Below are 24,862 nucleotides of genomic sequence, written 5' to 3' on the forward strand. Positions count from 1 at the left end.
GCTACCCTTTGCGCCCATTCATCAGTGAGTAACCATCCATGACCCGCAATCTGATTATAGGCACGGCGTTGTCGTCGCTGGTGTTGCTGGCGGCGCTGGTGTCCTTCGTCTGGACACCGTTTGACCACGCCGCGATGAATATCCCCGCCAAGCTGCAAACGCCGAATCTCAGCCACTGGCTGGGCACCGACCATTTTGGCCGCGACATCTTTTCAATGGTAATGGTCGGGGCGCGCACCTCGATTGCGGTGGCGCTGGTGGCCGTGGGCATCGGCATGAGCATCGGCATTCCCCTCGGCCTGACAGCCGCCGCCCGCAGCGGCAGCGGGCTGGACGAGCTGATAATGCGCGGCAATGATCTGGTGTTTGCCTTCCCCTCGCTGGTGATCGCCATCCTGATCACCGCCATCTTTGGCGCCGGCGCGGTCAACGCGATCATCGCCATCGGCATTTTCAACATTCCGGTCTTTGCCCGCATCACCCGCGGCGCATCGCTGTCGCTGTGGCAGCGCGAGTTCATCCTTGCCGCCCGGGTTTCCGGCAAGGGCCTGGCGCGGATTTCGGCTGAGCACATCCTGCCCAATATCGCCAACCTGCTGATCGTGCAGGGCACCATCCAGTTCAGCCTGGGCATTCTGGCCGAGGCGGGCCTGTCTTATGTCGGCCTTGGCGCCCAGCCCCCCACCCCCAGCTGGGGCCGGATGCTGGCGGATGCCCAGACCATGGTCAGCTTTGCCCCTCATCTGGCGCTGATCCCCGGCAGTGCAATCATCGTCACCGTGCTGGGCCTGAACCTGATGGGTGACGGCTTGCGCGACTGGCTGGACCCCAAGCTGCGGGTGGTCCGGACATGAGCTTGCTGGACATTCAAAACCTGTCGATGACAATCGCAGACATTCCGATTCTACAGCACGTATCGCTGTCGGTCGCTCCGGGTGAAATCGTCGCGGTCACTGGCGAAAGCGGCTCGGGCAAGTCGATGACGGCCCTTGCGGTGATGCAATTGCTGCCCGAGGTGGCCCAGGCCAGCGGCACCATCTCACTGGGCGGCAACAATCTGCTAGAGCAGAGCGAGGCCCAGATGTGCGGCCTGCGCGGCGCGTCAATTGGCATGGTGTTCCAAGAGCCGATGACCGCGCTGAACCCGGTACAGACCATCGGTGATCAGGTGATGGAAACCATCCTGATTCACAAGGCAATGCCCAAAGCCGAGGCCCGCCAGCATGCGATCGACGTGCTAGAACGTGTGGGCCTGCCCGCCGACCGCTTCCCGCTGAGCCGCTTTCCACACGAGTTGTCAGGCGGTCAGCGCCAGCGGGTGGTCATCGCCATGGCCATCGCCCTGCGCCCCAAACTGCTGATCGCAGACGAGCCGACAACAGCGCTGGATGTCACCACGCAGGCGCAGATTCTGGCACTGCTGAAAGATCTGGTGCAGGACTATGGCATGGGGCTGCTGATGATCACCCATGATCTGGCAGTGGTGGCGGATCTGGCCGACAAAATTGTCGTGATGCGGCGGGGCAAGATCATCGAGTCCGGGCCGACTCAGGAGCTGCTGAGCAATATGCAGCAGCCCTATACCCGTATGCTGTTTGCCGCATCGAACCATCAGGTGACCCTGCCGCCAACCCCCACCTCCAAGCCCTTGTTGCAGGTCAAGGATGCGGTGCGCGACTACGCGCTGCCCCGGAGCTCGCTGTTTGCAGCGCCCGGCAGCTACCGCGCAGTCAACAAAGTCAGCTTTACCCTGAACCAAGGCGAGCGGCTGGGGCTGGTGGGTGAATCCGGTTGCGGGAAATCGACCCTGACACGGGCCATTTTGGGGCTGGAGCCGCTGCAGAGCGGCGAAATCCAGCTGGCTGGGCAGCCCGTCACCCCCAATCAGGGGGCCGAGCTGCGGCGCAAAATGCAGGTGGTGTTTCAGGATCCCTTTGGCAGCTTCAACCCGCGTCACCGGGTCGACCGGCTGATCACCGAACCATTCTATCTATTGAACGATCCCCCCACCGGCAGCGCCCGCCAGCAGCTGATCGCTGAAACGCTGATCGCGGTTGGATTGTCCGCCGCTGACGGGCGCAAATACATCCACCAGTTCTCTGGCGGCCAACGTCAGCGCATTGCCATCGCCCGCGCCCTGATCACCCGGCCGGAACTGATCCTGTTCGACGAGGCGGTCTCGGCGCTGGATGTATCCGTTCGCGCGCAGATCCTCGATCTGCTGGTAGAGCTCTGCGAGGCCTATTCGCTGACCTATCTGTTCATCAGCCACGATTTGAACGTGGTGCGCACCATCACCGACAAGGTTCTGGTGATGAAGGCTGGCGAGATCGTTGAACAGGGCCCGACGGAAGCGGTATTTTCCGACCCACAGCACCCCTACACCCGGACGCTGTTGGCGGCGGCACCAAAACTGCCCGACCTCGACGCGATGACAGTTGTCGCATGAGCCTGACACTGAGCCTTATCCTGCCACGGGAACGGGCCTTTCTGGCGGCGGCACTGGCGCCCTATTTCGGCGAGGTCGCCCCCAAGGCGGGCGTCAATCCGGACGAGCGCGCAGACCAGTTTCTGCACCGCAAGGATGTCACCGCCTTCTGGATCAACAAGAACGCCGCCCGTATCGGCTTTGCCATTGTGCTGAACTTGCCGGATGACCGTCGCGAACTGTCAGAGTTTGCGATTTTCTCAAAACACCGGCGCCTGGGCTATGGCTACGAGGCGGCGCAAATCCTGCTACAGGAATTCCCCGGCCGCTGGCGCATGGGCCTGTCCGCCCACTCAAAGCAGGCCGCCGCATTCTGGGGCACCTGTCTTAGCGGTATGCCCGGCGTGCGCGAACTGCGCGAAGGCGCCCCATATACTGAACACCAGATAAAAAGCTACACTTTCGACATAGCAGGACCTCATGATGACTGACGTGCAATCCCTTTGGTTTGACCCCACCACCTGCCTGATTGGCGGCCAGTGGAGCGCCGCTGCCAGTGGCGAAACCCTGACGCTGGTGAACCCATCCGACGGCAGCGATATCTGCCAGATCGCGCGGGGCGGCAAAGCCGACATCGACGCCGCAGTGCAGGCCGCCGACGCCGCGCTGAATGGCGACTGGGGCCGTATGACGGCGCTGGAACGTGGCCGCATCCTGACCCGCATCGGTCAGTTGGTGCTGGAGCGCGTCGACGAGTTGGCCGCGCTAGAGGCGATGGATGTGGGCAAACCGCTGACCCAGGCCCGCGCCGATGCAGTGGCGCTGGCCCGCTACATGGAATTCTACGGCGGTGCGGCGGACAAGGTGCATGGCGAGACCATCCCCTATCTGGATGGCTATACCGTCTACACATTGCGCGAACCACATGGCGTGACCGGCCATATCGTGCCGTGGAATTACCCGATGCAGATCATCGGTCGATCGGTTGGCGCAGCGCTGGCGATGGGCAATGCGACGGTGTTGAAACCGGCAGAAGAGGCCTGCCTGACAGCCCTGGCCTTTGCCCATATCGCACAGGAAGCCGGGTTGCCCGCCGGCGCGCTGAATGTTGTTCCGGGACTGGGCGTTGAGGCCGGCGCCGCGCTGTCTTCGCACCCGGGTATCCAGCACATTTCCTTCACCGGATCGGTAGCCACCGGCGCGCTGGTTCAGCAGGCCGCAGGCAAAAACGTGATTCCTGTCACCCTAGAGCTGGGCGGGAAATCTCCGCAGCTGGTGTTTGACGATGCCGATCTGGATGCGGCTTTGCCATTTCTGGTCAATGCCGGCATTCAGAACGCAGGCCAGACCTGTTCGGCCTCCTCGCGCATTCTGGTGCAGCGTGGCGTCTACGACGAAATCGTGGCGCGGATGAGCACAGCTTACGGCGAGCTAACCGTTGGCGCCGCCTCCGAGGATCTTCGCCTGGGGCCGCTGATCTCGACCCGGCAAAAGGATATTGTCGAAGGGTTTATGGCAAAAGGCGCCGATTTGACCATGGCTGCGCAGGGCAGGATCGTCGATGGCACCCCCGCAGCCGGTGCCTATGTTCGCCCGACCCTGTTTGCCGATGTCCCCGCCGATCACCCGCTGGCACAGCAAGAGATCTTTGGTCCCATTCAGGTGATCATTCCCTTCGATACCGAAGAAGAGGCGCTGGAGATTGCGAACTCCACCGAATTCGGCCTGGTCGCCAGCGTCTGGAGCCGTGACGGTGCGCGGCAGATGCGGCTGGCCAAAAAGCTGCGCGCCGGCCAGGTGTTTCTCAACAACTACGGCGCTGGCGGCGGGGCTGAGCTACCCTTTGGCGGCGTCGGAAAATCCGGTCATGGCCGCGAAAAAGGCTTTGAGGCGCTGTATGGGTTTTCACAGCTGAAAACCGTTGCAGCACACCACGGATAGGTCATCAAAATTGCCGCATTGTTTCGCGCGCGAAACAATTTACGGCAGTTTTGCGGCGTAAAAGACCTCGGAGCGGGTGGTTATACGATCACCCGCATCCGCTTTTGCTTACCGACGCCAAACACCCGTTTGTAGCGCTCGATTTCATCCCTAGGGCCCATTGCTTTTTCGGGGTTGTCCGACAGTTTCACGGTTGGGCGGCCATTGGCAGAAACGGCTTTGCACACCAGCGAGAACGGCGCCAAACCCTGATCCGGCACCAGCCCGCGAAAATCATTGGTCAGCAAGGTGCCCCAGCCAAAGGACACATTGACCCGACCCGAGAATTTCGCATGCATTTCGGCGATTTTCTCGACATCCAGACCATCCGAAAAGATCACCCGTTTCTGGCTAAGGTCCTCGCCGCGCTCTTGCCACCAGTTGATGGCGATCTCGGCGGCAGTGGCCGGATCACCGCTGTCGATCCGAATGCCGGTCCATTGGTTCAGCCAGTCCGGTGCGTTGTCGAGGAACCCCTTGGTGCCATAGGTATCTGGCAAAATGATGCGCAGATTGCCCTCGTGTTCGTCGCTCCAGTCCTGCAGCACGTCATAGGGGGCCTGCGCCAGCGCCGCATCATCCTCGGCCAAGGCCGAATAGACCATCGGCAGCTCATGGGCATTGGTGCCAATCGCCTCCAGCTCGCGACGCATGGCAATTTTGCAGTTCGAGGTGCCGGTGAATTTGCCTCCCAAGCCCTCGCTCATCGCCTGAACGCACCAGTCCTGCCACAGAAACGAATGACGGCGGCGGGTGCCAAAATCGGCAATGCTCAACCCGTCAATCTGGCGTAACCGCTCGATCTTTTCCCAAACCTTGGTCATGGCGCGGGCATAGAGAACCTGCAGTTCGAACCGGTCCAGCCTATTCAGAACGGCACGGCTGCGCAGTTCCATCAGCACCGCCAAGGCCGGGATTTCCCACAGCATCACCTCGGGCCAGCTGCCCTCAAACGTCAACTCGTACTGATCACCGCGGCGTTCCAAGTGATACGGAGGCAGCCGCAGACCTTCGAACCATTCCATGAAATCCGGCCGGAACATCTGCCGTTTGCCGTAGAATGTATTGCCGCGCAGCCAGGTGCTTTCACCACGCGACAGTGTCAGTGTTCGGATATGGTCCAGTTGCTCGCGCAGCTCACCCTCGTCGATCAGATCGGCCAGCGGCACCTTGATTGAACGATTGATCAGCGAAAACGCCACCTGAGTATCCGGCTTATTGCGGAACACCGACTGGCACATCAGCAATTTATAGAAATCAGTGTCGATCAACGATCGTATGATCGGATCAATCTTCCACTTATGATTATAGACCCGGGTTGCGATATCCACCGGCGACCTCATTCGTTGGTTCACTGACTGATAAGGCAGCGCGACGGCAGGAGCAAGAAAATCAGCAGCTTGAAGGGATCTTGAGTGCTGCGCCATATCGTTGCAGGACCGCCAGTAGGTCATTGCGGTTCAAGGGCTTACTCAGGAAGTCGTCCATCCCCGCCTGCAGGCAGGCGTCGCGATCACTGTCAAAGGCATTTGCAGTCAGCGCAACGATCACCGGCTGGGTGCCACCGCCGTTGCGGATGACGTGGGTGGCCTCTAGGCCGTTCATCACCGGCATCGACATATCCATGAACACTAGGTCCGGCCTGGTCTGCTGAACCATTTCCACCGCCTCGCTACCGTCTTGCGCAAACGCCAGCTCGACGGGAACATCGCGCAGGAATTTGCGCATCACCAGCTGGTTTACCTTGTTGTCCTCGGCCACAAGAACCCGCATCCCAGACGGGACAGATGGCGCGGCAGAGGCCACAATCTCGGTGTTCAGCCCGGCATCAGACGAAGGCTTTGCAGCGGCCAGTTCCAACGTCACCGTCAGGCAGGTCCCCGCCCCAACCTCTGAGATGACAGCAATATCGCCCCCCATGGCTTTGGTCAGTTTGCGTGAAATCGCAAGCCCAAGACCGGTGCCACCATACCTGCGGGTTGTGGCGGCATCGGCCTGTGAAAAATGCTCAAAAATATGATCTAGCTTATTCTCCGGGATACCGATGCCGGTGTCTTTGACAGAAAAGCTGAGCTCCAATGCATCCCCCTGCGGCTGGATATCCAGCGCCACCCTGACCTCTCCGGTGTCGGTGAATTTGATGGCGTTGCCAACAAGGTTCAGCAGAATCTGACGAATTCTGCGGTCATCTCCGTGAATGGTCTTGGGGATATCCTTTGGAGCATCAAGAACCAGCACCACCCCCTTTTCCTGCGCTTGCGGTTGCAACAGACAAAGCGTTTCCTGAAAACTTTCGTGGATGTCAAAGTCAACGCGCGAAAATACCACCTTGTTGGCATCCAGTTTTGACAAATCCAACACATCATTGATCAGCGCCAGAAGGGTCTTGGCAGAGCTTAAGATCGTACTGGTATAGAGCTGCTGGTCTAGATCCAGCGAGGTGCCTTCCAACATTTGCGCCATGCCGATGACACCATTCATTGGAGTGCGGATTTCATGGCTCATGGTGGCAAGGAAGTCAGCTTTGCTCCGCTCTCCTTCCACCGCCGCAATCCGTGCCTGCTCCATCTCATGTGCATGTAGACGGGCCGCAGTCACGTCACGTTCAACCGCGACAATGGTTTCCACTTCACCGTTGTAGCCCCGCACCGGAACCTGATTGGTCTCAATCCAGATCAATGAACCGTCCTTACAGCAGCTTTGGACCTCAACCTGAAACGGCAGCCCCTTTGCCCGGTTTTCCATCAATATTCTGACCGCCTCTTGGTCTACATCTTCATTCACCAAAAGTTCAGTGGGGGTATGCCCAACCGCCTCGGAAAACGTATAGCCAGTGATCCGGGTAAAGGAGTCGTTCACCCAGGAAATCTTGCCCTCCCGATCGATCAGGAACACACTGTCGCTGGCGTGTTCCGCCACCAGGGCCAGACGTATTGCCTGCTCTTGTTGTTCCTGTAACAGAGCGTTGGATACTTCCAATTGCTGGCGATGCTCAAACTGAGATTTCATATGCACGCGGGTGCGGTGAAAGTTTCCAACCATAAATCTTTGAAGCCAAATCATCATCGTATAGAGCATGGCCAGCCCGGCCAGGTTTATATGCATATGGGTATCGGGTTCAAAGCCGCCCAACACTTCTCCTGCCAAAACGGCGAGGGGCGTCAGGCCATAAACCGTTAAGCGGACGCCCCCAGCGATGCGGTTATAAGGCAGCACCAATCCGCCGTTGATCGTCGCACAAATCAGCAACCCCAGCGCAAAAAGTGGCTCGGCACTGTCGTGCTGTGCATGCCACGAAATCCACACACAGGTTGCTGCGGTCAGGGCCTGTATCGCCGCAGTAACCCCACTGAACAATGACAGCTGTTGATACGAGTGGCCGCGCTCCAAAAGGCGTGGAATGAACCGCAAATAAACGCAGTCGGCAAAGTCACCTAAGACCGCGAGGATCAGTGCAATCAGCGCCATACGCGGTGAAATCAGAAACCAAAGAACGATACCGGTTGCAACGGCAAAAATCTGACGACTTGCAAAGTGCCGAATGCGGCCTCTTGCGTAGCGCAAAAGTAGATTTGTCGGGTTGTAGATCCGATGATAGTCGGTCGACGCGCCCAGGGATGCACCTCGCAGTTCAGTCATCATATTTACCTGTGCGTTATTGCCACTTCGCAACGTATTTAGAGCTACGGTATTAATATTTCACACTCACATCTGACCGAGCGTCACCCCGGCATTTTTCATGCTCTCCAATGCGGTGTTCAGCGACCCGTCCATGTCGATGGCGCGACAGGCCGCCAGTTCGACCCGAACCTTGAAGCCAAGGCGCACAGCGTCAAGCGCAGAAAAGGCGACGCAGAAATCTGTGGCCAGACCAACAATGGTCAACTCCTTGATACCACGCTCGTTCAGGTAGCCCTGCAATCCGGTCGGGGTTGTCTGATCGTTTTCAAAAAAGGCTGAGTAGCTGTCGATATGAGGGCGATAGCCTTTTCGGATGATCAGGTCCGCATGGGTCGCCAGATCCGCATGAAACGCGGCGCCTTCAGTGCCCTGCACACAATGGTCCGGCCACAAAACCTGCGGTCCATAGGCCATTGCTGTGGTGTCAAACGGGGCCTTTCCATCCTGCGACGAGGCAAATGACGAATGTCCCTTAGGGTGCCAGTCCTGCGTCAGAACCACCGCATCAAAATCCGCCATCATGGCATTGATCGCCGGTAGGATTTCATCACCACCTGGAACGGCCAGCGCGCCGCCGGGGCAAAAGTCATTCTGTACATCGATGATGATAAGCGCATTGGTCATATTGATCTCCCGTTCTGGTCCGTCTGGCCTAGGCAATGACGGGTCGCAGGTCAATGTGGGCGCCAAACTGACTTGTCAGCGGCTCGCGTAAGGTGATTATCGGTGACAGTTTTCCAATCATCTGATTGATGAAGCCTGTTGCTGCCCTACAGGTCCAGATCACTGTTGGCTTTTGCCTGGCCCCAAGACCCCATCCCCATAGCCTCGGATCGCGTTTGTTGGGGTCCGTAAAGACTGGTGGCATAGGTCAACGTCATGCGGCAATTAATTTATGGTACAGTCGTTCAATAAATAGTACATCCACTCAAAAAGCCCCTGATAGCCAACCCTATCAGGACGCGCGGATATCCGCACATGCCAATTGGGAGGGAACTAAATGGCGACTATACTATCTCTTACAATCTCATTCGGGATTGTAATGGCACTGGCGCTGGTGGCGTTTTGCGTCATCAAATGGTGGAATTTGCGGGTGGTCGGCGTCACCCCGGTGCCGCTGTTCACCTTCATTGCCATTTTGTTCACGTCCGGGCTTGATGTTGGGCTCATCATGTTCCCGCTGGGCGAGTTCCCAACCTATGCGGACAGCGCCAATGCAGCGGACTACGGCTTTACCAACCCGCTTTCGATTGAGTTCGGGTTCTGGGGCTTTCTGATCTGGAGCTTCTACTTCCTGACCAGTTTCTATTTTTGTGTCATTGAACCCCGGGTCAAGTTTTTTGAAATCCCGTTCGTAAAGGTTTTGAACAACATCGTCATCGTTGCCACCTGCGCCTTCACGGCCAGTCTGTTTTTGATCTATCTGCCGTACTACATGCCCGAAGTCCGTGACGGCGAGACAGTGATCACCACATTCTATGTGATCGTATTCTGCGTTATCCTGGCGGCCGCATATTCCAGTACCGACATTAAATTTGTCAAAGTTCTAAGCGTCGGATCGACGTTTCTGTTTCTTGGCTTGATTGCCTTCATGTGGATTTACGCCGGCATGAGCTTTGGCGATATGGCCTTGAACCTTAGCGATCTGGCATCTGGGTACTTTGGAAACATCCATAAATTCGCGTCTCCGATCAACGATTACCACGAGTTTTACCTGTTCTGGTGGTTCGCCTGGTCGATCATGATTGGTCAGTTCACGGCGCGGTTTGTCGGCGGTTTGCGGGTTCAGTATCTATTGCTGGCGCTGCTGGTGATCCCATCCATCCCATTGGCGATCTGGTTCTCGGTGCTGTATTTCTACTTTGCCAACGGCATCGACACCACCGGTGTTCTGAACATCGCCATGGTCATTGTTGGGGTGACTTTTGTCATCAACTCGCTGGACAGCCTGATCCGCCTTTACTCCGATAACTTTTCGCTGACCACCGATCGGTTTGGCAAAGCGACTTATGTCGCTGGCAACGTCGCTGTTCTGTTCGGCCTGACGCTGGCCTTTCAAAGCCAATGGCTGCAGATCCAGTGGATTGGTGCCATTGTTGTCGGCATCTATGTGGTCTGCGTCGCCTATATCTTGCTGATGAAGCGGGCCGAGGTTGCTGCCATCAAAGGATCACCAGAGGAAAATGAGCTCGATTTCAAAAAGATCGAATCTGTCCACTGATCCCAACGTGCCTGCTCCCGCTATTGTCAGCGGCGGGGGCAGCCATCCATATCTCGATCACAGCAGACCATAGCGGCGGTCACGGCGCATATCGCGGGGTCGCTGGCCCCTACGCTGGCTAGCCAACATATGAGGTCCAAACACCGGCCCCCGCTGCTGCGCCCGTAAATACCCCCTATCAAAACGCATTTCGCACCCGAAAACGGGTGCGAAAGATTTTGGAGCAATTGCGTCGATCTATGGTCGATGCGCAAAACGATGCGCACCCCTGCGCAGGTTTAGAAATCCAGGTTTTCCACGCTCAATGCGTTTTTCTGGATGAACTCGCGACGCGGCTCGACCACATCGCCCATCAGCTTGGTGAACAGATCGTCGGCTTCGATCAGATCATCCACCCGTACCTGCAACAGAACGCGGGCATCCGGGTCCAGAGTGGTTTCCCACAGCTGGTCGGGGTTCATTTCGCCCAAGCCCTTGTAGCGCTGCAGCGACAGGCCTTTTTCGCCCTCGTCGAGGATCGCCTTGAGCAGTCCCAATGGGCCATGGATGGCCTGATTGCGATCCCGGCGGACCAGGGTGGCTGAAGCGGAGTAGATCTCCTGCAGGCTTTTGGTGAAACTGCCCGCCTTGCGCGCCTCGCCCGAGCGCAGCATCGGTCCGTCCAGGGTGCGGACCTCTTCGACGCCGCGCAGAATGCGGGCCAGCCGGATGCCGTGGTCCTGGGTGATGCGACCATGCCAGCCTTTTTCGTATTCCAGCGCAATCTGGTCCAGCCGCGCCGCAACCCTGTCGGCCACACCCTGCAAATCAGCGTCCACAGCGCCGGGCACAAAGCCACCAGCCACCGCCGCCTGTTCCAGAATATGACGTGGGTAGTGGGTTGGGAAGGCGTCCAGCACCCGCTTCAGCTTGCGCGCCTCATCAACCACACGGGTCAGATCCTGAGCGGCAAGCTCCTCGCCGTTGCCCAGCCGCAATACGGCGCCTTCAACCCCCTGGTTAACCAGGTAGTCGTCCATTTCCGCCTGATCCTTGAGGTATCTCTCGGACTTACCGCGGCTGACCTTATACAGCGGCGGCTGCGCAATATAGAGAAAGCCACCCTCGATCAGCTCGGGCATCTGCCGGAAGAAGAAGGTCAGCAACAGGGTTCGGATATGGGCCCCGTCAACATCCGCATCGGTCATGATGACGATCTTGTGGTAGCGCAGCTTGTCGATGTTGAATTCGTCGCGACCAATGCCGGTGCCCAGTGCCATCACCAGGTTGCCAATCTCCTGGCTGCCCAGCATGCGGTCGAACCGGGCCCTCTCAACGTTCAGGATCTTACCTTTGAGCGGCAGGATCGCCTGTGTACGACGGTCCCGGCCAGTCTGCGCCGAGCCCCCGGCTGAGTCCCCTTCCACAATGAAGACTTCGGTTTTGGAGGGATCTTTCTCGGAACAATCCTTGAGCTTGCCTGCCAGGAAGTTCACATCCATCGCCGTCTTGCGCCGGGTCAATTCACGCGCCTTACGGGCCGCCTCACGGGCATGGGCCGCCTCGATGATCTTGCCGACGATCTGTTTGGCCTGCGCCGGGTTCTCTTCGAACCACTCGGCCAGCTTTTCGTTGACCATACCCTCGACCGCCGGGCGCACTTCCGAGCTGACCAGCTTGTCCTTGGTCTGAGAGGAGAATTTCGGATCTGGCACCTTGACCGACAACACACAGGTCAGGCCCTCGCGGGCGTCATCACCGGTAAAGCTGATCTTCTCACGCCGGGCGATGCCGGTGGCCTGAGCATAATTGTTGATGGTGCGGGTCAGCGCACCGCGGAACCCGGCCACATGTGAGCCGCCATCGCGCTGCGGGATGTTGTTGGTAAACGGCAGCACCGTCTCGTGGTAGCTGTCGTTCCACCACATGGCGATTTCCACCACGATATCGTCGCGTTCACCAATGATATAAATCGGCGTTTCCATCACTGGGGATTTGTGGCGGTCCAGATATTTGACGAATTCCTTGACCCCACCGTCATACAACAACGCGGTTTCCAGACGTTCAGCCGGGCGCTCGTCGATCAGCACAATTTTGACACCCGAATTCAGAAAAGCCAACTCGCGCAGGCGTTTTTCCAGAGTTTCAAAAACATAATCCAGATTGCTGAAAGTATCGGTCGAGGCCATGAACCGCACTTCGGTGCCGGTGCGGTCGCCACAGTCGCCCACCACTTTCAGATGCTCCGCTGTGTCACCGTGCTCAAACCGTGCGACATGTTCTTTGCCATTGCGCCAGATGCGCAGTTCCAGCCAGACGGACAGTGCGTTCACCACCGACACGCCAACCCCGTGCAGCCCCCCCGAGACCTTATACGAATTGCTGTCGAACTTACCGCCCGCGTGCAATTGGGTCATGATCACTTCGGCGGCGGACACACCTTCTTCTTTGTGGATATCAACCGGAATTCCGCGTCCGTTGTCGCTGACCGAAACCGATGAATCTGCGTGAATTTTCACCGTCACCGCATCGGCATGACCGGCCAGCGCCTCATCAATGCCGTTGTCGACAACCTCATAGACCATGTGGTGCAGACCGGAGCCATCGTCGGTGTCGCCAATATACATGCCCGGACGTTTTCGGACCGCCTCCAAGCCTCTGAGAACCTTAATAGAATCCGCGCCATATTCTGCGGGGGCTTGCTCGGTTCCGGACATTCGCGTCTTCCTTTTGATCTTTGCCAATTTATACGGAATCCGAGCCGGGTTGTCACGCAATTCGCCCGCTTTTTATGGACAGGATCAGGCTGCTTTTACCGCCAGCGCCCTGGCCTGTTTCAGCCGCCGCAGACCCGGCGAGGATTCCGCCCTCTGAGGCCGGAGAGGAATTCGAAAAACGGTCTGGCTTGAGGACACCGGAGCAATATTTACCGCCCCAGGCGCGGGCACCCCGCGTGATCGCCGCACTGCGCCTCGCAGGCTAAAACAGCGGGATCGCCAGACCGACACAGATCAGCAAGCCTGCCGAAATCAGATTGATTCGCCGCAGAGTCCCAGGCGAGGTGATGAAGCGGCGCAAATGGTGGATCGATGCCGCCAGCGCCAGATTTCCCAACAGTGGCACCAGGAACGACAGGGCAACAATGGCAGCCACATCACCCCGGGTAAGCTGTGACAGATCAAAAAATCCCGGCAGTAGCCCCATGTAGAACAGGATCGCCTTGGGATTGCCCAGGATCACCGCGACCCCAGCCAAAAACCCCGCCCAGGTGCCGGGTCGGGTCAGGGTTTTGTTTTCCTGCACTCCGTCTGCCGCATGACGGATCAGCAGAACTCCCATGGCAACGAACATCAGGCAGGCGGTCCAGCGCATCACCACCATCAGACCCGACACCTCGGAGGCCAGCCAGGACATGCCGGCAACCGCCACCAGCGGCCACAGAATATCGCCGCAGGCCACCCCCACCGCCAGTGGCCAGGCCGCGTTAAACCCGCCCGACAGGGACCGTGCCACCAATGCCATCCAGACCGGCCCCGGCGTCAGGAACAAGACGAACAACGCCCCACCATAAAGCAGCAGATCCCAAACCGAGATACTCACGCCTGGTGAACCTGCGACAGGCCGTCGGCCTCGGTCACCTGCAGCATCTGCGCCCGACCGCGCAAGACATCAAACAGCTCTGGCCCGGTTCCAGTCATCCAGGCCTGCGCTTTCAGACCACATATCTCATCATACAGCGCCGCACATCGGTCCGCATCCAGATGCGCCGCAACCTCGTCCAGCAACAACATCGGCGGTGCCCCTTCCCGCTGCGCCAGAGATCGCGCATTGGCCAGGATCAGCGAAACCAGCAGTGCCTTTTGCTCGCCGGTCGAGCAGTCCTTCGCGGGTATGCCCTTGGCGGCAAAGGTGCCGATCAGATCACTGCGATGCGGCCCGACCAGCGTGCGCCCCGCCGCCAGATCCCGAAACCGGCTCTCGGCCAGCGCCTCCCGCAGATCCTCTTCACTGCCGGGCATACTGCCCTCGCTCTGGATCAGCTCCAACTCGGCGGTCGGAAACGCCGTCTCGGCCTCGGCCTGCGCCCGGTGCAGATGCTCCAGCGCCCGCACCCGCGCCTGATGCAGCCGATTGCCAGCCTCGGCCATCTGCGCCTCAAGCACCCGGTACCAGGCCGGATCCCGCACCTGTTCCTTCAACAGCCGATTGCGCTCGCGCATGAATTTCTCATAACTCAGCGAGGCCTCGGCATGGGATGGATCAAAACTCAGAACAATGCGGTCCAGAAACCGCCGCCGCCCCTCAGCCGCCTCGATCCACAAACGATCCATCGCCGGGATCAGCCAAACCACCCGGCAGATCTTGCCCAAGGCAATCTGGCTGGCAGTCTTGCCATCAATCCGAACCTGCCGCGCCGCGCCAGCCTCGGACCAGGTGTCAATCTCAAAAATCTGATTGGGAGCCTGCAACTGCCCGCTCAACTTCCACCCCAGCGCCGCGCTGCGCAGCGCCATATCCGCCGCACCTGCCCGGCGCAAACCGCGCCCCGGAGAAAACAACGACACTGCCTCCAGAATATTGGTCTTGCCAGCGCCATTGGCGCCATGAATGGCCACCGGGCGCCCATCCAGCGCCAGCTCCGACCGCTTGTGCGAGCGGAAATGAGACAGGGTCAGGGCGGTCAGAGCCAACATCGCCCGGCCTCATTTCTTTTTGCTAAAAATACTCCCGCCGGAGGCATCGCCGTCAGGCGATCAAACCCGCATCGGCATCACAACATAGACTGCGCTCTGGTCATTGCCTTCGCGCATCAGGGTCGGATCCCCCGAGGAGTTGAACATGAATACCGCGTTCTCGCGATCCACCTGATTGGCAATCTCCAGCAAGTATTTGGCATTGAAACCAATCTCCAGCCGTTCATCGCTATAGGCCACAGCCAGCTCTTCTTCGGCCGCACCGCTGTCTGGCGCATTGACCGACAAAATCAGCCGGTCTTCGTCCAGTTGCAGCTTCACCGCCCGCGAACGCTCGGAGGACACGGTCGCCACCCGGTCCACCGCCTGGGCAAATTCCTTGGCGTCCACTTCCAGACGACGGGTGTTGCCCTGTGGAATAACCCGGGTGTAATCGGGGAAGGTCCCATCGATCACTTTTGAGGTCAGCGTGATATCAGGCGTCGCAAAGCGCACTTTGGTCTCGCTTACCGACACCGCGATCTCCATCTCGTCATCATCCAGCAGCTTACGCAACTCGCCGACGGTTTTACGAGGAACAATGACGCCAGGCATATCCATCGCGCCGGCCGGCAGATCCGCATCGATGCGGGCCAGACGGTGACCATCGGTGGCCACACAGCGCAATGCCTTGCCATCCGCCCCATCCGCCGTGTGCATGTACACACCGTTCAGATAGTAACGGGTCTCCTCGGTCGAGATCGCAAACTTGGATTTATCAAACAACCGACGCAGCATGCCGGCAGGCGCGGTGAAATTGGACTGATATTCAGATGACGCCATCACCGGGAAATCCTCACGCGGCAGCGTCGCCAATGAGAAATTGGACCGTCCGGCCTCAACCGTCAACCGTCCGGTGGCCGCGTCAGCTGTCAGGGAAACCAAGGCCCCATCGGGCAGTTTGCGGACAATTTCATGCAGGGTGGTGGCTGACACTGTGGTGGCACCAGCGCGTTCTACCTGAGCAACCGCTTTGTCGACCACTTCGATATCCAGATCGGTGGCGCGGAATTGCACATGCTCCCCTTCGGCCTCGATCAAAACATTGGCGAGAATCGGGATGGTGTTGCGGCGCTCCACAACTGACTGGGCCTGTGACACTGCCTTCAGCAGGGCACCACGTTCGATACTGATCTTCATTCCCTCAATCCTCTTCGAATGGCCGGGAAGGGCAAACTAACGTTTTACCCAACCGGCACAAGGCTTTTCATGGATTTGTTCAGTGGAATGGCCACCCCGTCAAGGGGGCACACCATCGATGTCACCTCATTGCCGGGCAATCGTTGCCTTACCGCACGAAAAAACGGCCCCGGATCTCTCCGGGGCCGTCAAATCAAAGGATTTTATGCTTCCAGCGCGCGGCGCAGCATTTCGACGTCTTCAGCAATCTGACCATCCGTTTGCTTCAACTCCTCGATGCGCTTGACGCCGTGCATCACCGTGGTGTGATCCCGGCCGCCAAAACGGCGACCAATTTCCGGCAGCGACCGACTGGTCAGCTGCTTGGACAGATACATCGCCACCTGACGCGGACGGGCAAAGGAGCGCAGCCGCTTGGGGCCAATGATGTCAGACATGCGGATATTGTAGTAGTCGGAGACTTTGCGCTGGATCTCTTCAACGGTGATTTTTCGCTCCGAGGCGCGCAGCACGTCGGCCAGGCAATCCTGGGTCAGATCCATGTCAATCTCGCGCCCAACCAGCGAGGCAAAGGCGAACAGACGGGTCAAAGCGCCCTCCAGCACCCGCACATTGGTGGAAATGCGATGGGCCAGGAACTCCAGCACCCCATCGGCAATCTGAAGACCCGGATAAGAGGTGCCGTATTGCGTTACCTTGGTCTGCAGAATGCCAAGACGCAGCTCATAGTCGGTGGGATGAAGATCGACCACCAGACCACATTGCAGCCGCGACTTCACCCGGTCTTCCAGATCTTTGATCTCACCCGGGGCGCGGTCGGCTGAAATAATGATCTGCTTGTTCTGATCCACCAGCGCGTTGAAGGTGTGAAAGAACTCTTCCTGTGTCGATCCCTTGCCAGCGATAAACTGAACGTCATCCACCATCAGCACGTCAACTGACCGGAACAGGTGTTTGAAATCCATCATGCGACGTTCGCGCAGGGCCTGCACAAAGCGGTACATGAATTGTTCTGCCGACAGATACAGCACATTGAGGTCGGGCTTGCGGGCGATCAGCTCCCAGGCGATGGCATGCATCAGGTGGGTCTTACCAAGACCAACACCCCCATAGAGCACCAGCGGATTGAAGGTGACGGGACCACCCTCGGCAACCCGGCGCGCGGCGGCGTGGGCCAACTCGTTGGGCTTGCCAACGACAAAGCTGTCGAATGTGAAACGCGGATCAAGCGGCGCGGCCTGCAGTGTTTCCATTTTGGCCAGAGTCGCGCTGGCAGCACGCGGAGCAGAATTCTCCAGCTCGACGTTCCGATCGGCCAATTCCAGATAAGGCTCTTCGGCACGCTCAGGGGCGCGGGCCGGACGGACCGGCGAATTGGCAGCAACTTTGAATGACAAACGCTGCACCGGTTCACCGGACAGGCTGAATTCATGCAGAATCAAATCTGCAAAGTTTTGGCTAACGTAATTTCCCATGAAATTGGTTGGTACGTGGAATATAGCCACTCCGCCTTCCAATACATCAAACTCAAGTGGCTCAATCCACGTGGTATAATTGTTTTGGCCAATTGTCTTGAGCAACCGTTGTCTCAGTTGGCTCCATTTATCTTCTGTCATTCCGCGCCTCATACATCCCGAATTAATGGCTTTACCAGCCCAGCACTCGCCCTACAGTCTCAGCAAACGCCAATAAAACATAACTATCCCAGGCACAGGCCAGCATTAAACTGATCTACACCGTTCCCTACGGGACAGTTTCTTTGACATTCGCAAAGCAAAAACACCCATGTTTCCACATGGATTTAGTCAATTTTACGCACTTACAATGCGACAAGGCTGCCACCCGGAATCACCCGAGGCAGTTGCATTCAATCTGCGCTCAATAAATTAGAGTACGCATCCGAATTTTTAAGTCACGAAAGATTTCCTGATGCCCATCAGGAAAGTCGCGAGCAGCCTAGTCCCCCCAGCGAATGAATCGCTGTACTATTGGTAGCAACATAGCGCACCGGCCATCAATGAAACTCTGATGTTGACTCGGAGATTGTGGATAAAGAATCTCTCTGGCCCTTTGGACAGCTCAAAGAGCGTGACAAAAAAGCAAAGGCGCTGCAAATTGCAGCGCCTTTGACGTATAGTCATACTTGGTCCAGGAACCAAAACTCAGGGAATCACCCCTAGGGAATCAACCCAGCGATTTAACGCGGGCTGCTAGGCGCGAGACTTTACGCGATGCAGTGTTCTTGTGGTAAACGCCCTTGGTGACGCCGCGCATCAGTTCAGGCTGAGCCGCGCGCAGAGCTGCAGCGGCCACTTCCTTGTCGCCTGATTCGATGGCTTCTTCGACAGTACGCAGGAAGGTGCGGATGCGCGAACGACGGGCTTTGTTGACAGTAAAACGCTTCTCGTTCTGACGGGCGCGCTTTTTTGCTTGTGGTGTATTTGCCATGGTATTGGACCTTACTCTCGGGTTTGTATCTCTGACGCGCAATGCCAGCCAACCCGGATTGATCCACCGGTGTGAGTCTAGCCTAAGCGGGCTGCACGCGCATATATCCGGGCTGACTTACGCAAAACGCGGCTCTTTGGCAAGCCCGAGTCTTGCGCGGTCTCTCAAAAACGAAAAAACAGGCCACATGGGCCTGCTCCTGACGTTTACATGATCCGGGCTTACTTGTCGCGGAACTGCGCTTCGCGTTTTTCCAGGAAGGCCGCCATGCCCTCTTTTTGATCTTCGGTGGCAAACATTGAATGGAACACCCGGCGCTCAAACAGAATGCCTTCGCTCAGGGTCAGTTCATAGCTGCGGTTCACCGCCTCTTTGGCGGCGGCGGCTGTCAGCAATGACTTCTCGGCAATTTTCTGCGCCGCGGCCATTGCCTCTTCGATCAGTTTCTTGGCGGGAACAACCCGCGACACCAAACCGGCGCGCTCGGCTTCTTCGGCCCCCATGAAACGACCCGTCAGGTTCATATCCATGGATTTCGACTTGCCAACAAAGCGGGTCAGACGCTGGCTGCCGCCCATGCCGGCAATGACGCCCAGGTTAATCTCGGGCTGGCCGAATTTGGCAGTATCCGCCGCAATGATGAAATCGCACATCATCGCTATTTCGCAACCACCGCCCAAAGCATAGCCGCTGACTGCAGCAATGATCGGCTTGCGGATGGCAGAAATCCGATCGTTGACGTCGGCAAACAGATTGCCAGTGAACACGTCAACAAAACTCATCTCTGCCATTTCTTTGATGTCGGCGCCCGCGGCAAAGGCTTTCTCGGATCCGGTGATCACGATGCAGCGCACCTTATCATTGGCTTCCGCCTCTTCCACGGCGGCACACAATTCCTGCAGCAATACGGAGTTGAGCGCGTTCAACGCGTCAGGCCGGTTCAGCTTGATAAGGGAAACGTGGTCCTGCACTTCGGCGATGATCGTCTCAAAGGCCATATTTGTGAACTTTCATTATTCCGTTACGAACGATTCATTACCACGCAGACCGTCTCATTCAAGCTATCTTTGGCACTTGCCACAATAGAAGGTTGAACGCCCGGACTGGGTGATTCGACCTATTGTACCGCCACAACCTTCACGTTTGCAGGGTTCACCCTCGCGCCCATAGACATCAAAGCTATGCTGAAAATATCCAAGAGTTCCATCGGCTTGCCGGAAATCCTTTAGCGAGGATCCGCCGGCGTCAATGGCATCGGACAGCACCTGCCGGACAACCGGAACCAAAGCGGCCACCCGCCCGGCGGAAATCTGCCCAGCTTTGCGACGTGGCGATATCTTGGCGCGAAACAATGCCTCGCAGACATAAATATTGCCCAGGCCGGCGATGATTCCCTGATCCAGAAGCGCCGATTTCACCGGCGTATTGCGCCCCGCAAAAGCCTGGATAAGATAGTCTTCGTGAAAATCATTGCCCAGTGGCTCCGGCCCCAGCACCGACAACAGCTTGTGCTGATCTGCTGTTGCCGTCTCCAGCAGATCCATCGCGCCAAACCGGCGCGGGTCATTAAAGGTGATGCGGGCGCCGTTATCCATGTCAAACACCACATGATCATGTTTCTGCGCCGCCGGATGGTCATGCACAAACTGCCCCAACGGGTCCCCCGATACCGTCATCCGCCCCGACATGCCCAGATGAACCAGCAGTGTTTCACCACGATCCAGGTCCACCAGCAGATATTTCGACCGCCGTCGCAAGGCCAGAACCCGCGCACCCGTCAGTCGCTCCGCCATACGCTCCGGGAACGGCCAGCGCAGGTCAGGCCGGTTGACCTGTGCATGGCTGATCACCGCGCCCTCCATTGCAGGGCTTAATCCACGGCGTACCGTCTCAACTTCGGGTAATTCCGGCATCACTTTGCTCCCAAACCAAACGGCCGCATTGTACCTCCCTGCCAGCGCCTTATAACAGGGGCGAAATTTAGAAAACGGCTCCCCAATGGCAGACACATCCGAGACCACCACCCATTTCGGTTTTGAAACCGTCCCCGAGGCTGAAAAGGCTGGTCGCGTACAAGGCGTCTTCAACTCGGTGGCGTCAAAATACGACATCATGAACGATGTGATGAGCCTTGGAATTCACCGGGTCTGGAAAGATGCGATGATGGATTGGCTGGCGCCCCGCCCCGGCCAGCGCCTACTGGATGTCGCTGGCGGCACTGGCGATATCTCGTACCGGTTCCTGAAACGCGCAGGCCGCGGCCATGCCACCGTTCTCGACATCACCACCCCCATGCTGGAGGCGGGACGCACCCGCGCCGAGGCCGATCAGATGGCCGACAGTCTGGACTGGGTCACCGGCGACGCCATGGCGCTGCCGTTCAAGGACAGCTCCTTTGACGTCTATACCATCTCGTTTGGCATTCGGAACGTCACCCGCCCGCAAGAGGCCCTGAACGAGGCTTACCGGGTGTTGAAACCGGGCGGCCGCCTGATGGTGCTGGAATTCAGCCAATTGCCCAACGCGGCGATGCAAAAGGCCTATGATCTGTATTCCTTCAACGTGATACCGCGCATGGGAAAACTGATCGCCAATGACTACGACAGCTACCAGTATCTGGTCGAATCGATCCGCAACTTCCCCGATCAGGAGACGTTTCTGGGCATGCTCCGCAAAGCTGGCTTCGAGCACGCCAAGTATCGCAACTTAAGTCTCGGCATTGCCGCCCTGCACTCTGGCTGGAAAATCTAAACCATGCGTGGCCCCCACAACATCATCCGCCTGATCCGCACCGGCGCCACCCTGGAACGCACCGGCGCCATGCGCGTGGTGCTCGACGCCTTTGACGCGCCAAAACCCCTGCGCATCCTGGCGCATACTTTGGGCTGGCCATTCAAATGGCTGGGCCACAAGGGTGACCCCGACATGCCGCCCCTCACCCGGGCGCTGACCGCACTGGGGCCCGCCTATATCAAGTTCGGCCAGATGCTGTCGACCCGACCTGATGTGGTGGGCGAGGATCTGGCGCTACAATTGCGGGTGCTGCAGGACAAGCTGCCAGCGTTTTCCAAAGCGGAAGCAATAGCCGAGATCGAACGCGAGCTGGGCCTGCCGGTGGACCAGATGTTCTCGGAATTCAGCGACCCCATCGCCGCCGCCTCGATCGCCCAGGTTCACCGGGCACGGCTGGCTGATTGCGGCAAGGAAGTGGCCGTCAAAGTGCTGCGTCCGGGGATCGAGCGCGCCTTTAACAAAGATGTAGACGCCTTCTACTTTGCCGCCCGCATCGTCGATCTGTTTGCCCCCAGCGCCCGGCGGCTGCGGCCACTGGAAGTGATTGAACACTTTGACGGTGTGGTCCAGGCTGAACTTGACCTGCGCCTGGAAAGCGCCTCGGCGTCGGAATTTGCCGCCAATACCAGTCAGGACAAAGGCTTTCAGCTTCCCACCATCCAATGGGCTTACTCAGCCCGCCGGGTGATGACGCTGGATTGGGCAGACGGAGTCGATCTCGGCGACAATGCGGCCCTGGACGCTGCGGGCCATGATCGCCGGGCGCTGGGAGAACGGGTGCTCAGCCTGTTCCTGCGCCATGCCCTGCGCGACGGCTTCTTCCACGCCGACATGCACCAGGGCAATCTCAAGGTCGCCGCCAATGGTGATATCATCGCCTATGATTTTGGCATTATGGGCCATATCGACGAATACACCCGCCGGGTTTATGCCGAAATCCTGTTTGGCTTCATCAATCGCGACTACAAACGCGTCGCCGAGGTCCATTTTGAGGCCGGCTATGTGCCCGCCAACCGCGATGTCGACGAATTTGCCCGCGCCCTGCGCGCCGTGGGCGAACCGATTTTTGGCATGGATGCCAGCCATATTTCGATGGGCCGTTTGCTGAACTACCTGTTCGAAGTGACCCAGCGCTTTGGCATGGAAACCCGCACCGAACTGATCCTGCTGCAACGCACTATGGTCGTCGTCGAAGGCGTCGCCCGCTCGCTGGATCCCCATATCAACATCTGGGAAACCGCCTATCCGGTGGTGGGTGACTATATCAAGAAATCCATCGGCCCGCGCGCGGTGATCAAGGATCTGCTGTCCACAGCTCAGGTCATGGCCCGCTTTGGCCCACGCCTGCCCGCACTGGTCGAATCGGCCCTGATTGCCCAATCCGCCGCGCCAGAGGACCACAAGCGTTTGACCACGTCCTGGCTCACACCGGCCTTAACCGGAGCCGTCGTCGGTGCTGGCCTGTTCGCCGTGCTCAGCCAGATCCTGTAATATCCCCCGCAGGCTTCATCTGGCCAAAAATATCCTCGGGGGTGAATTGGCCTGTGGCCAAGAGGGGGCAGACAGCCCCCTCCCCGCTCTCAGATCACAGCAATTCAATCGCCAGTGCAATACCCTGTCCGCCGCCGATGCACATGGTGATCAAGCCTTTTGAGCCCCCAATGCGCTCCAGCTCATACAGCGTCTTCAGGGTGATGATGGCGCCGGTGGCCCCAACCGGATGGCCCAGAGCAATGGCACCGCCGTTGGGGTTCACCCTGGCCGGATCCAGTCCCAGCTCTTTGTTCACCGCCAGCGCCTGCGCCGCAAAGGCCTCGTTGCTTTCGATCACGTCGAAATCGCCAGCTGAGAGACCGGTTTTCTGCAACAGGGCCTGAACGGCGGGAACCGGACCGATGCCCATCACCTCGGGGCGCACACCAGCATGGGCATAGCCCAGAATACGCGCCTTGGGCTTCAAACCAGCAGCCGCGGCGGCACTGGCAGTCGACAGCACCATCGCGGCGGCGCCGTCGTTGATGCCACTGGCATTGCCCGCCGTGACGCGGCCGTCTTTCTTGAACACTGTCCGCAACCCGGACAGTTTCTCCAGCGTGCTGGCGGTGGGGTGTTCATCCACCTCAAACGGCACCAGGGCGCGCTTGACCTTGACCTCAACCGGGGTGATCTGGCTGTGGAAATACCCCGCCTCAATCGCCGCTGCCGCACGGGACTGGCTGAGCATTGCAAACTCATCCATCTGGGCGCGGGTGATGTCATGCTCATCCGCAACGTTTTCCGCCGTCACCCCCATGTGGCCAGTGCCAAACGGGCAATTCAGCGCCCCCAGCATCATGTCCAGCGACATCACATCGCCCATCTTGGCGCCCCAGCGCTGCTGCTGCATGATGAACGGGCTGCGCGACATATTCTCGGCGCCACCCGCCAAAGCGAATTCCGCATCGCCCAGCATCAGGGATTGGACCGCCGAGACAATGGCCTGCGCACCAGATCCACACAGCCGGTTGACGTTCATCGCCGGGACACTGTCGGGCACCCCCGCCTGCATCGCGGCCACCCGGCTCAGATACATATCGCGCGGCTCGGTATTGATCACATGGCCAAACACCACAGTGCCGATTTGCTCAGGCGCCACGCCTGAGCGCTCCATTGCGGCCTTGGACACTGTGGCAGCCAGATCAATCGGCGCTGTATTGGCCAATGCGCCGCCAAAGGTGCCGATTGCGGTCCGTGCGCCGTCCAGAATGACGATATCAGTCATGGTCTCTCTCCTCATGAAATCTGTTACCTGTATTATGCAACCGCAGCATCGCCCTGTCTGCCGGGACGTCCCGTCATTGACAAATTCGACCACGGGGCGCAGGACTCCGTTATGACGGAAAACACAGATGATATCCTGACACTGCTGCCCTCGCGCCTGAAACAGACGCGCCGCGACCAGGGCTTAAGCCTGGAGGCGGTGGCCAACCTGTCGGGCGTGTCCCGCTCCATGGTCAGCCAGATAGAGCGCGGCGAAAGCTCGCCCACCATTGCCACCCTGTGGAACCTGACCCGTGCGCTGCAGGTGGATTTTGCCGGCTTGCTGGACGCCAAGGATGCACAGGACAGGATCGAGGTGCTGCGCGCCGTCGACGTGCCCAAAATCGAGAACATCGGCCAGGGCTGCCGCATCCTGATCCTGTCGCCACCAGAAGAGGCCGGCGGTCACGAGGTCTATGACATAAGTTTCGACAAAGGCGGCGCGCTGAAGAGCCAACCCCACACCCGCGGCGCGGTTGAACATCTGACGGTGCTGGAGGGTGAAATCACTGTGATTTCCGGCCATGCCCGCAACCAGCTACAGACCGGTGATACCGCCCGCTACGCGGCGGATGTGGCTCATTCGATCACCGCACCGACCGGCGCGGCGCGGGTGTTTTTGATTGTAAAGAATGCCTGAGGGCCGTTTGGACTGCGCCC

General features: G+C 58.6%; 20 protein-coding genes. 8 read left to right on the forward strand and 12 right to left on the reverse strand.

What is annotated here, in order from left to right; translation table 11 throughout:
- Positions 1 to 38 precede the first annotated feature (38 nt).
- The 4 genes from QPJ95_RS07090 to QPJ95_RS07105 are packed head-to-tail and all read left to right on the forward strand — an operon-like array spanning position 39 to position 4,369.
- A complete protein-coding gene (locus QPJ95_RS07090) occupies positions 39 to 854 on the forward strand; it encodes an ABC transporter permease (RefSeq protein WP_270917592.1) in 816 nt (271 codons plus the stop codon).
- The gene (locus tag QPJ95_RS07095; RefSeq protein ID WP_270917591.1) at positions 851 to 2,449 is read left to right on the forward strand and encodes an ABC transporter ATP-binding protein; all 1,599 of its coding nucleotides are present in this window, start codon (positions 851 to 853) and stop codon (positions 2,447 to 2,449) included. The genes QPJ95_RS07090 and QPJ95_RS07095 overlap by 4 nt, the downstream gene beginning before the upstream one ends.
- Positions 2,446 to 2,919, forward strand: coding sequence for a GNAT family N-acetyltransferase (locus QPJ95_RS07100; RefSeq protein ID WP_270917590.1), 474 nt, complete (start codon positions 2,446 to 2,448; stop codon positions 2,917 to 2,919). The genes QPJ95_RS07095 and QPJ95_RS07100 overlap by 4 nt, the downstream gene beginning before the upstream one ends.
- The gene (locus QPJ95_RS07105) at positions 2,912 to 4,369 is read left to right on the forward strand and encodes an aldehyde dehydrogenase family protein (protein ID WP_270917589.1); all 1,458 of its coding nucleotides are present in this window, start codon (positions 2,912 to 2,914) and stop codon (positions 4,367 to 4,369) included. The genes QPJ95_RS07100 and QPJ95_RS07105 overlap by 8 nt, the downstream gene beginning before the upstream one ends.
- 80 nt (positions 4,370 to 4,449) lie before the next feature.
- On the opposite strand, the gene pncB is transcribed toward QPJ95_RS07105, so the two are convergent.
- The 3 genes from pncB to pncA all read right to left on the reverse strand — a co-directional run bounded on the left by pncB (position 4,450) and on the right by pncA (position 8,713).
- Entirely contained in the window at positions 4,450 to 5,739 is a 1,290-nt protein-coding gene (gene pncB / locus QPJ95_RS07110) for a nicotinate phosphoribosyltransferase (RefSeq protein ID WP_270917588.1), read from the reverse strand.
- 61 nt (positions 5,740 to 5,800) lie between these two features.
- Positions 5,801 to 8,047 carry a PAS domain-containing hybrid sensor histidine kinase/response regulator gene (locus tag QPJ95_RS07115; RefSeq protein WP_270917587.1) on the reverse strand — a complete coding sequence of 749 codons (2,247 nt, stop codon included), beginning with the start codon at positions 8,045 to 8,047 and terminating at the stop codon, positions 5,801 to 5,803.
- A gap of 66 nt (positions 8,048 to 8,113) precedes the next feature.
- Positions 8,114 to 8,713, reverse strand: coding sequence for a bifunctional nicotinamidase/pyrazinamidase (pncA, locus tag QPJ95_RS07120; RefSeq protein ID WP_270917586.1), 600 nt, complete (start codon positions 8,711 to 8,713; stop codon positions 8,114 to 8,116).
- 376 nt (positions 8,714 to 9,089) lie between these two features.
- Between pncA and QPJ95_RS07125 the strand changes: the two genes are divergently transcribed.
- The gene (locus tag QPJ95_RS07125; RefSeq protein WP_286018249.1) at positions 9,090 to 10,310 is read left to right on the forward strand and encodes a BCCT family transporter; all 1,221 of its coding nucleotides are present in this window, start codon (positions 9,090 to 9,092) and stop codon (positions 10,308 to 10,310) included.
- A gap of 278 nt (positions 10,311 to 10,588) precedes the next feature.
- On the opposite strand, the gene gyrB is transcribed toward QPJ95_RS07125, so the two are convergent.
- From gyrB to mutM, 8 genes are all read right to left on the reverse strand, one after another.
- Positions 10,589 to 13,006 (reverse strand): DNA topoisomerase (ATP-hydrolyzing) subunit B, encoded by a 2,418-nt coding sequence (gene gyrB / locus QPJ95_RS07130; protein ID WP_270917584.1) that lies wholly within the window; start codon positions 13,004 to 13,006, stop codon positions 10,589 to 10,591.
- 262 nt (positions 13,007 to 13,268) lie between these two features.
- Positions 13,269 to 13,889 (reverse strand): LysE family translocator, encoded by a 621-nt coding sequence (locus tag QPJ95_RS07135; protein WP_270917583.1) that lies wholly within the window; start codon positions 13,887 to 13,889, stop codon positions 13,269 to 13,271.
- Positions 13,886 to 14,983 (reverse strand): DNA replication/repair protein RecF, encoded by a 1,098-nt coding sequence (gene recF / locus QPJ95_RS07140; RefSeq protein WP_270917582.1) that lies wholly within the window; start codon positions 14,981 to 14,983, stop codon positions 13,886 to 13,888. The genes QPJ95_RS07135 and recF overlap by 4 nt, the downstream gene beginning before the upstream one ends.
- A gap of 60 nt (positions 14,984 to 15,043) precedes the next feature.
- A complete protein-coding gene (gene dnaN / locus QPJ95_RS07145) occupies positions 15,044 to 16,162 on the reverse strand; it encodes a DNA polymerase III subunit beta (protein WP_270917581.1) in 1,119 nt (372 codons plus the stop codon).
- Positions 16,163 to 16,365: 203 nt separating this feature from the next.
- Complete coding sequence (dnaA, locus tag QPJ95_RS07150) at positions 16,366 to 17,778, reverse strand: chromosomal replication initiator protein DnaA (RefSeq protein ID WP_270917580.1); 1,413 nt, start codon at positions 17,776 to 17,778, stop codon at positions 16,366 to 16,368.
- Between the two features lie 568 nt (positions 17,779 to 18,346).
- Complete coding sequence (gene rpsT / locus QPJ95_RS07155; protein WP_270917579.1) at positions 18,347 to 18,610, reverse strand: 30S ribosomal protein S20; 264 nt, start codon at positions 18,608 to 18,610, stop codon at positions 18,347 to 18,349.
- 221 nt (positions 18,611 to 18,831) lie between these two features.
- The gene (locus QPJ95_RS07160) at positions 18,832 to 19,608 is read right to left on the reverse strand and encodes an enoyl-CoA hydratase (RefSeq protein ID WP_270917578.1); all 777 of its coding nucleotides are present in this window, start codon (positions 19,606 to 19,608) and stop codon (positions 18,832 to 18,834) included.
- Positions 19,609 to 19,671: 63 nt separating this feature from the next.
- Positions 19,672 to 20,523 (reverse strand): bifunctional DNA-formamidopyrimidine glycosylase/DNA-(apurinic or apyrimidinic site) lyase, encoded by an 852-nt coding sequence (gene mutM / locus QPJ95_RS07165; RefSeq protein ID WP_270917577.1) that lies wholly within the window; start codon positions 20,521 to 20,523, stop codon positions 19,672 to 19,674.
- An 85-nt stretch (positions 20,524 to 20,608) separates the two neighbouring features.
- On the opposite strand from mutM, the gene ubiE reads away from it, so the two are divergent.
- Positions 20,609 to 21,361, forward strand: coding sequence for a bifunctional demethylmenaquinone methyltransferase/2-methoxy-6-polyprenyl-1,4-benzoquinol methylase UbiE (ubiE, locus tag QPJ95_RS07170; RefSeq protein ID WP_270917576.1), 753 nt, complete (start codon positions 20,609 to 20,611; stop codon positions 21,359 to 21,361).
- 3 nt (positions 21,362 to 21,364) lie between these two features.
- A complete protein-coding gene (gene ubiB / locus QPJ95_RS07175; RefSeq protein ID WP_270917575.1) occupies positions 21,365 to 22,894 on the forward strand; it encodes a 2-polyprenylphenol 6-hydroxylase in 1,530 nt (509 codons plus the stop codon).
- A gap of 94 nt (positions 22,895 to 22,988) precedes the next feature.
- Here the strand turns inward: ubiB and QPJ95_RS07180 are convergent, their stop codons facing one another.
- Positions 22,989 to 24,164, reverse strand: a complete 1,176-nt coding sequence (locus QPJ95_RS07180) for an acetyl-CoA C-acyltransferase family protein (RefSeq protein ID WP_270917574.1) — start codon at positions 24,162 to 24,164, stop codon at positions 22,989 to 22,991.
- Positions 24,165 to 24,275: 111 nt separating this feature from the next.
- On the opposite strand from QPJ95_RS07180, the gene QPJ95_RS07185 reads away from it, so the two are divergent.
- Positions 24,276 to 24,842: a helix-turn-helix domain-containing protein gene (locus QPJ95_RS07185; protein ID WP_270917573.1), complete on the forward strand. Its 567-nt coding sequence runs from the start codon at positions 24,276 to 24,278 to the stop codon at positions 24,840 to 24,842.
- Positions 24,843 to 24,862: the final 20 nt, after the last annotated feature.

Origin of the sequence: Parasedimentitalea psychrophila, from assembly GCF_030285785.1 — a bacterium.
GTDB classification, from domain to species: Bacteria; Pseudomonadota; Alphaproteobacteria; order Rhodobacterales; family Rhodobacteraceae; genus Parasedimentitalea; species Parasedimentitalea psychrophila.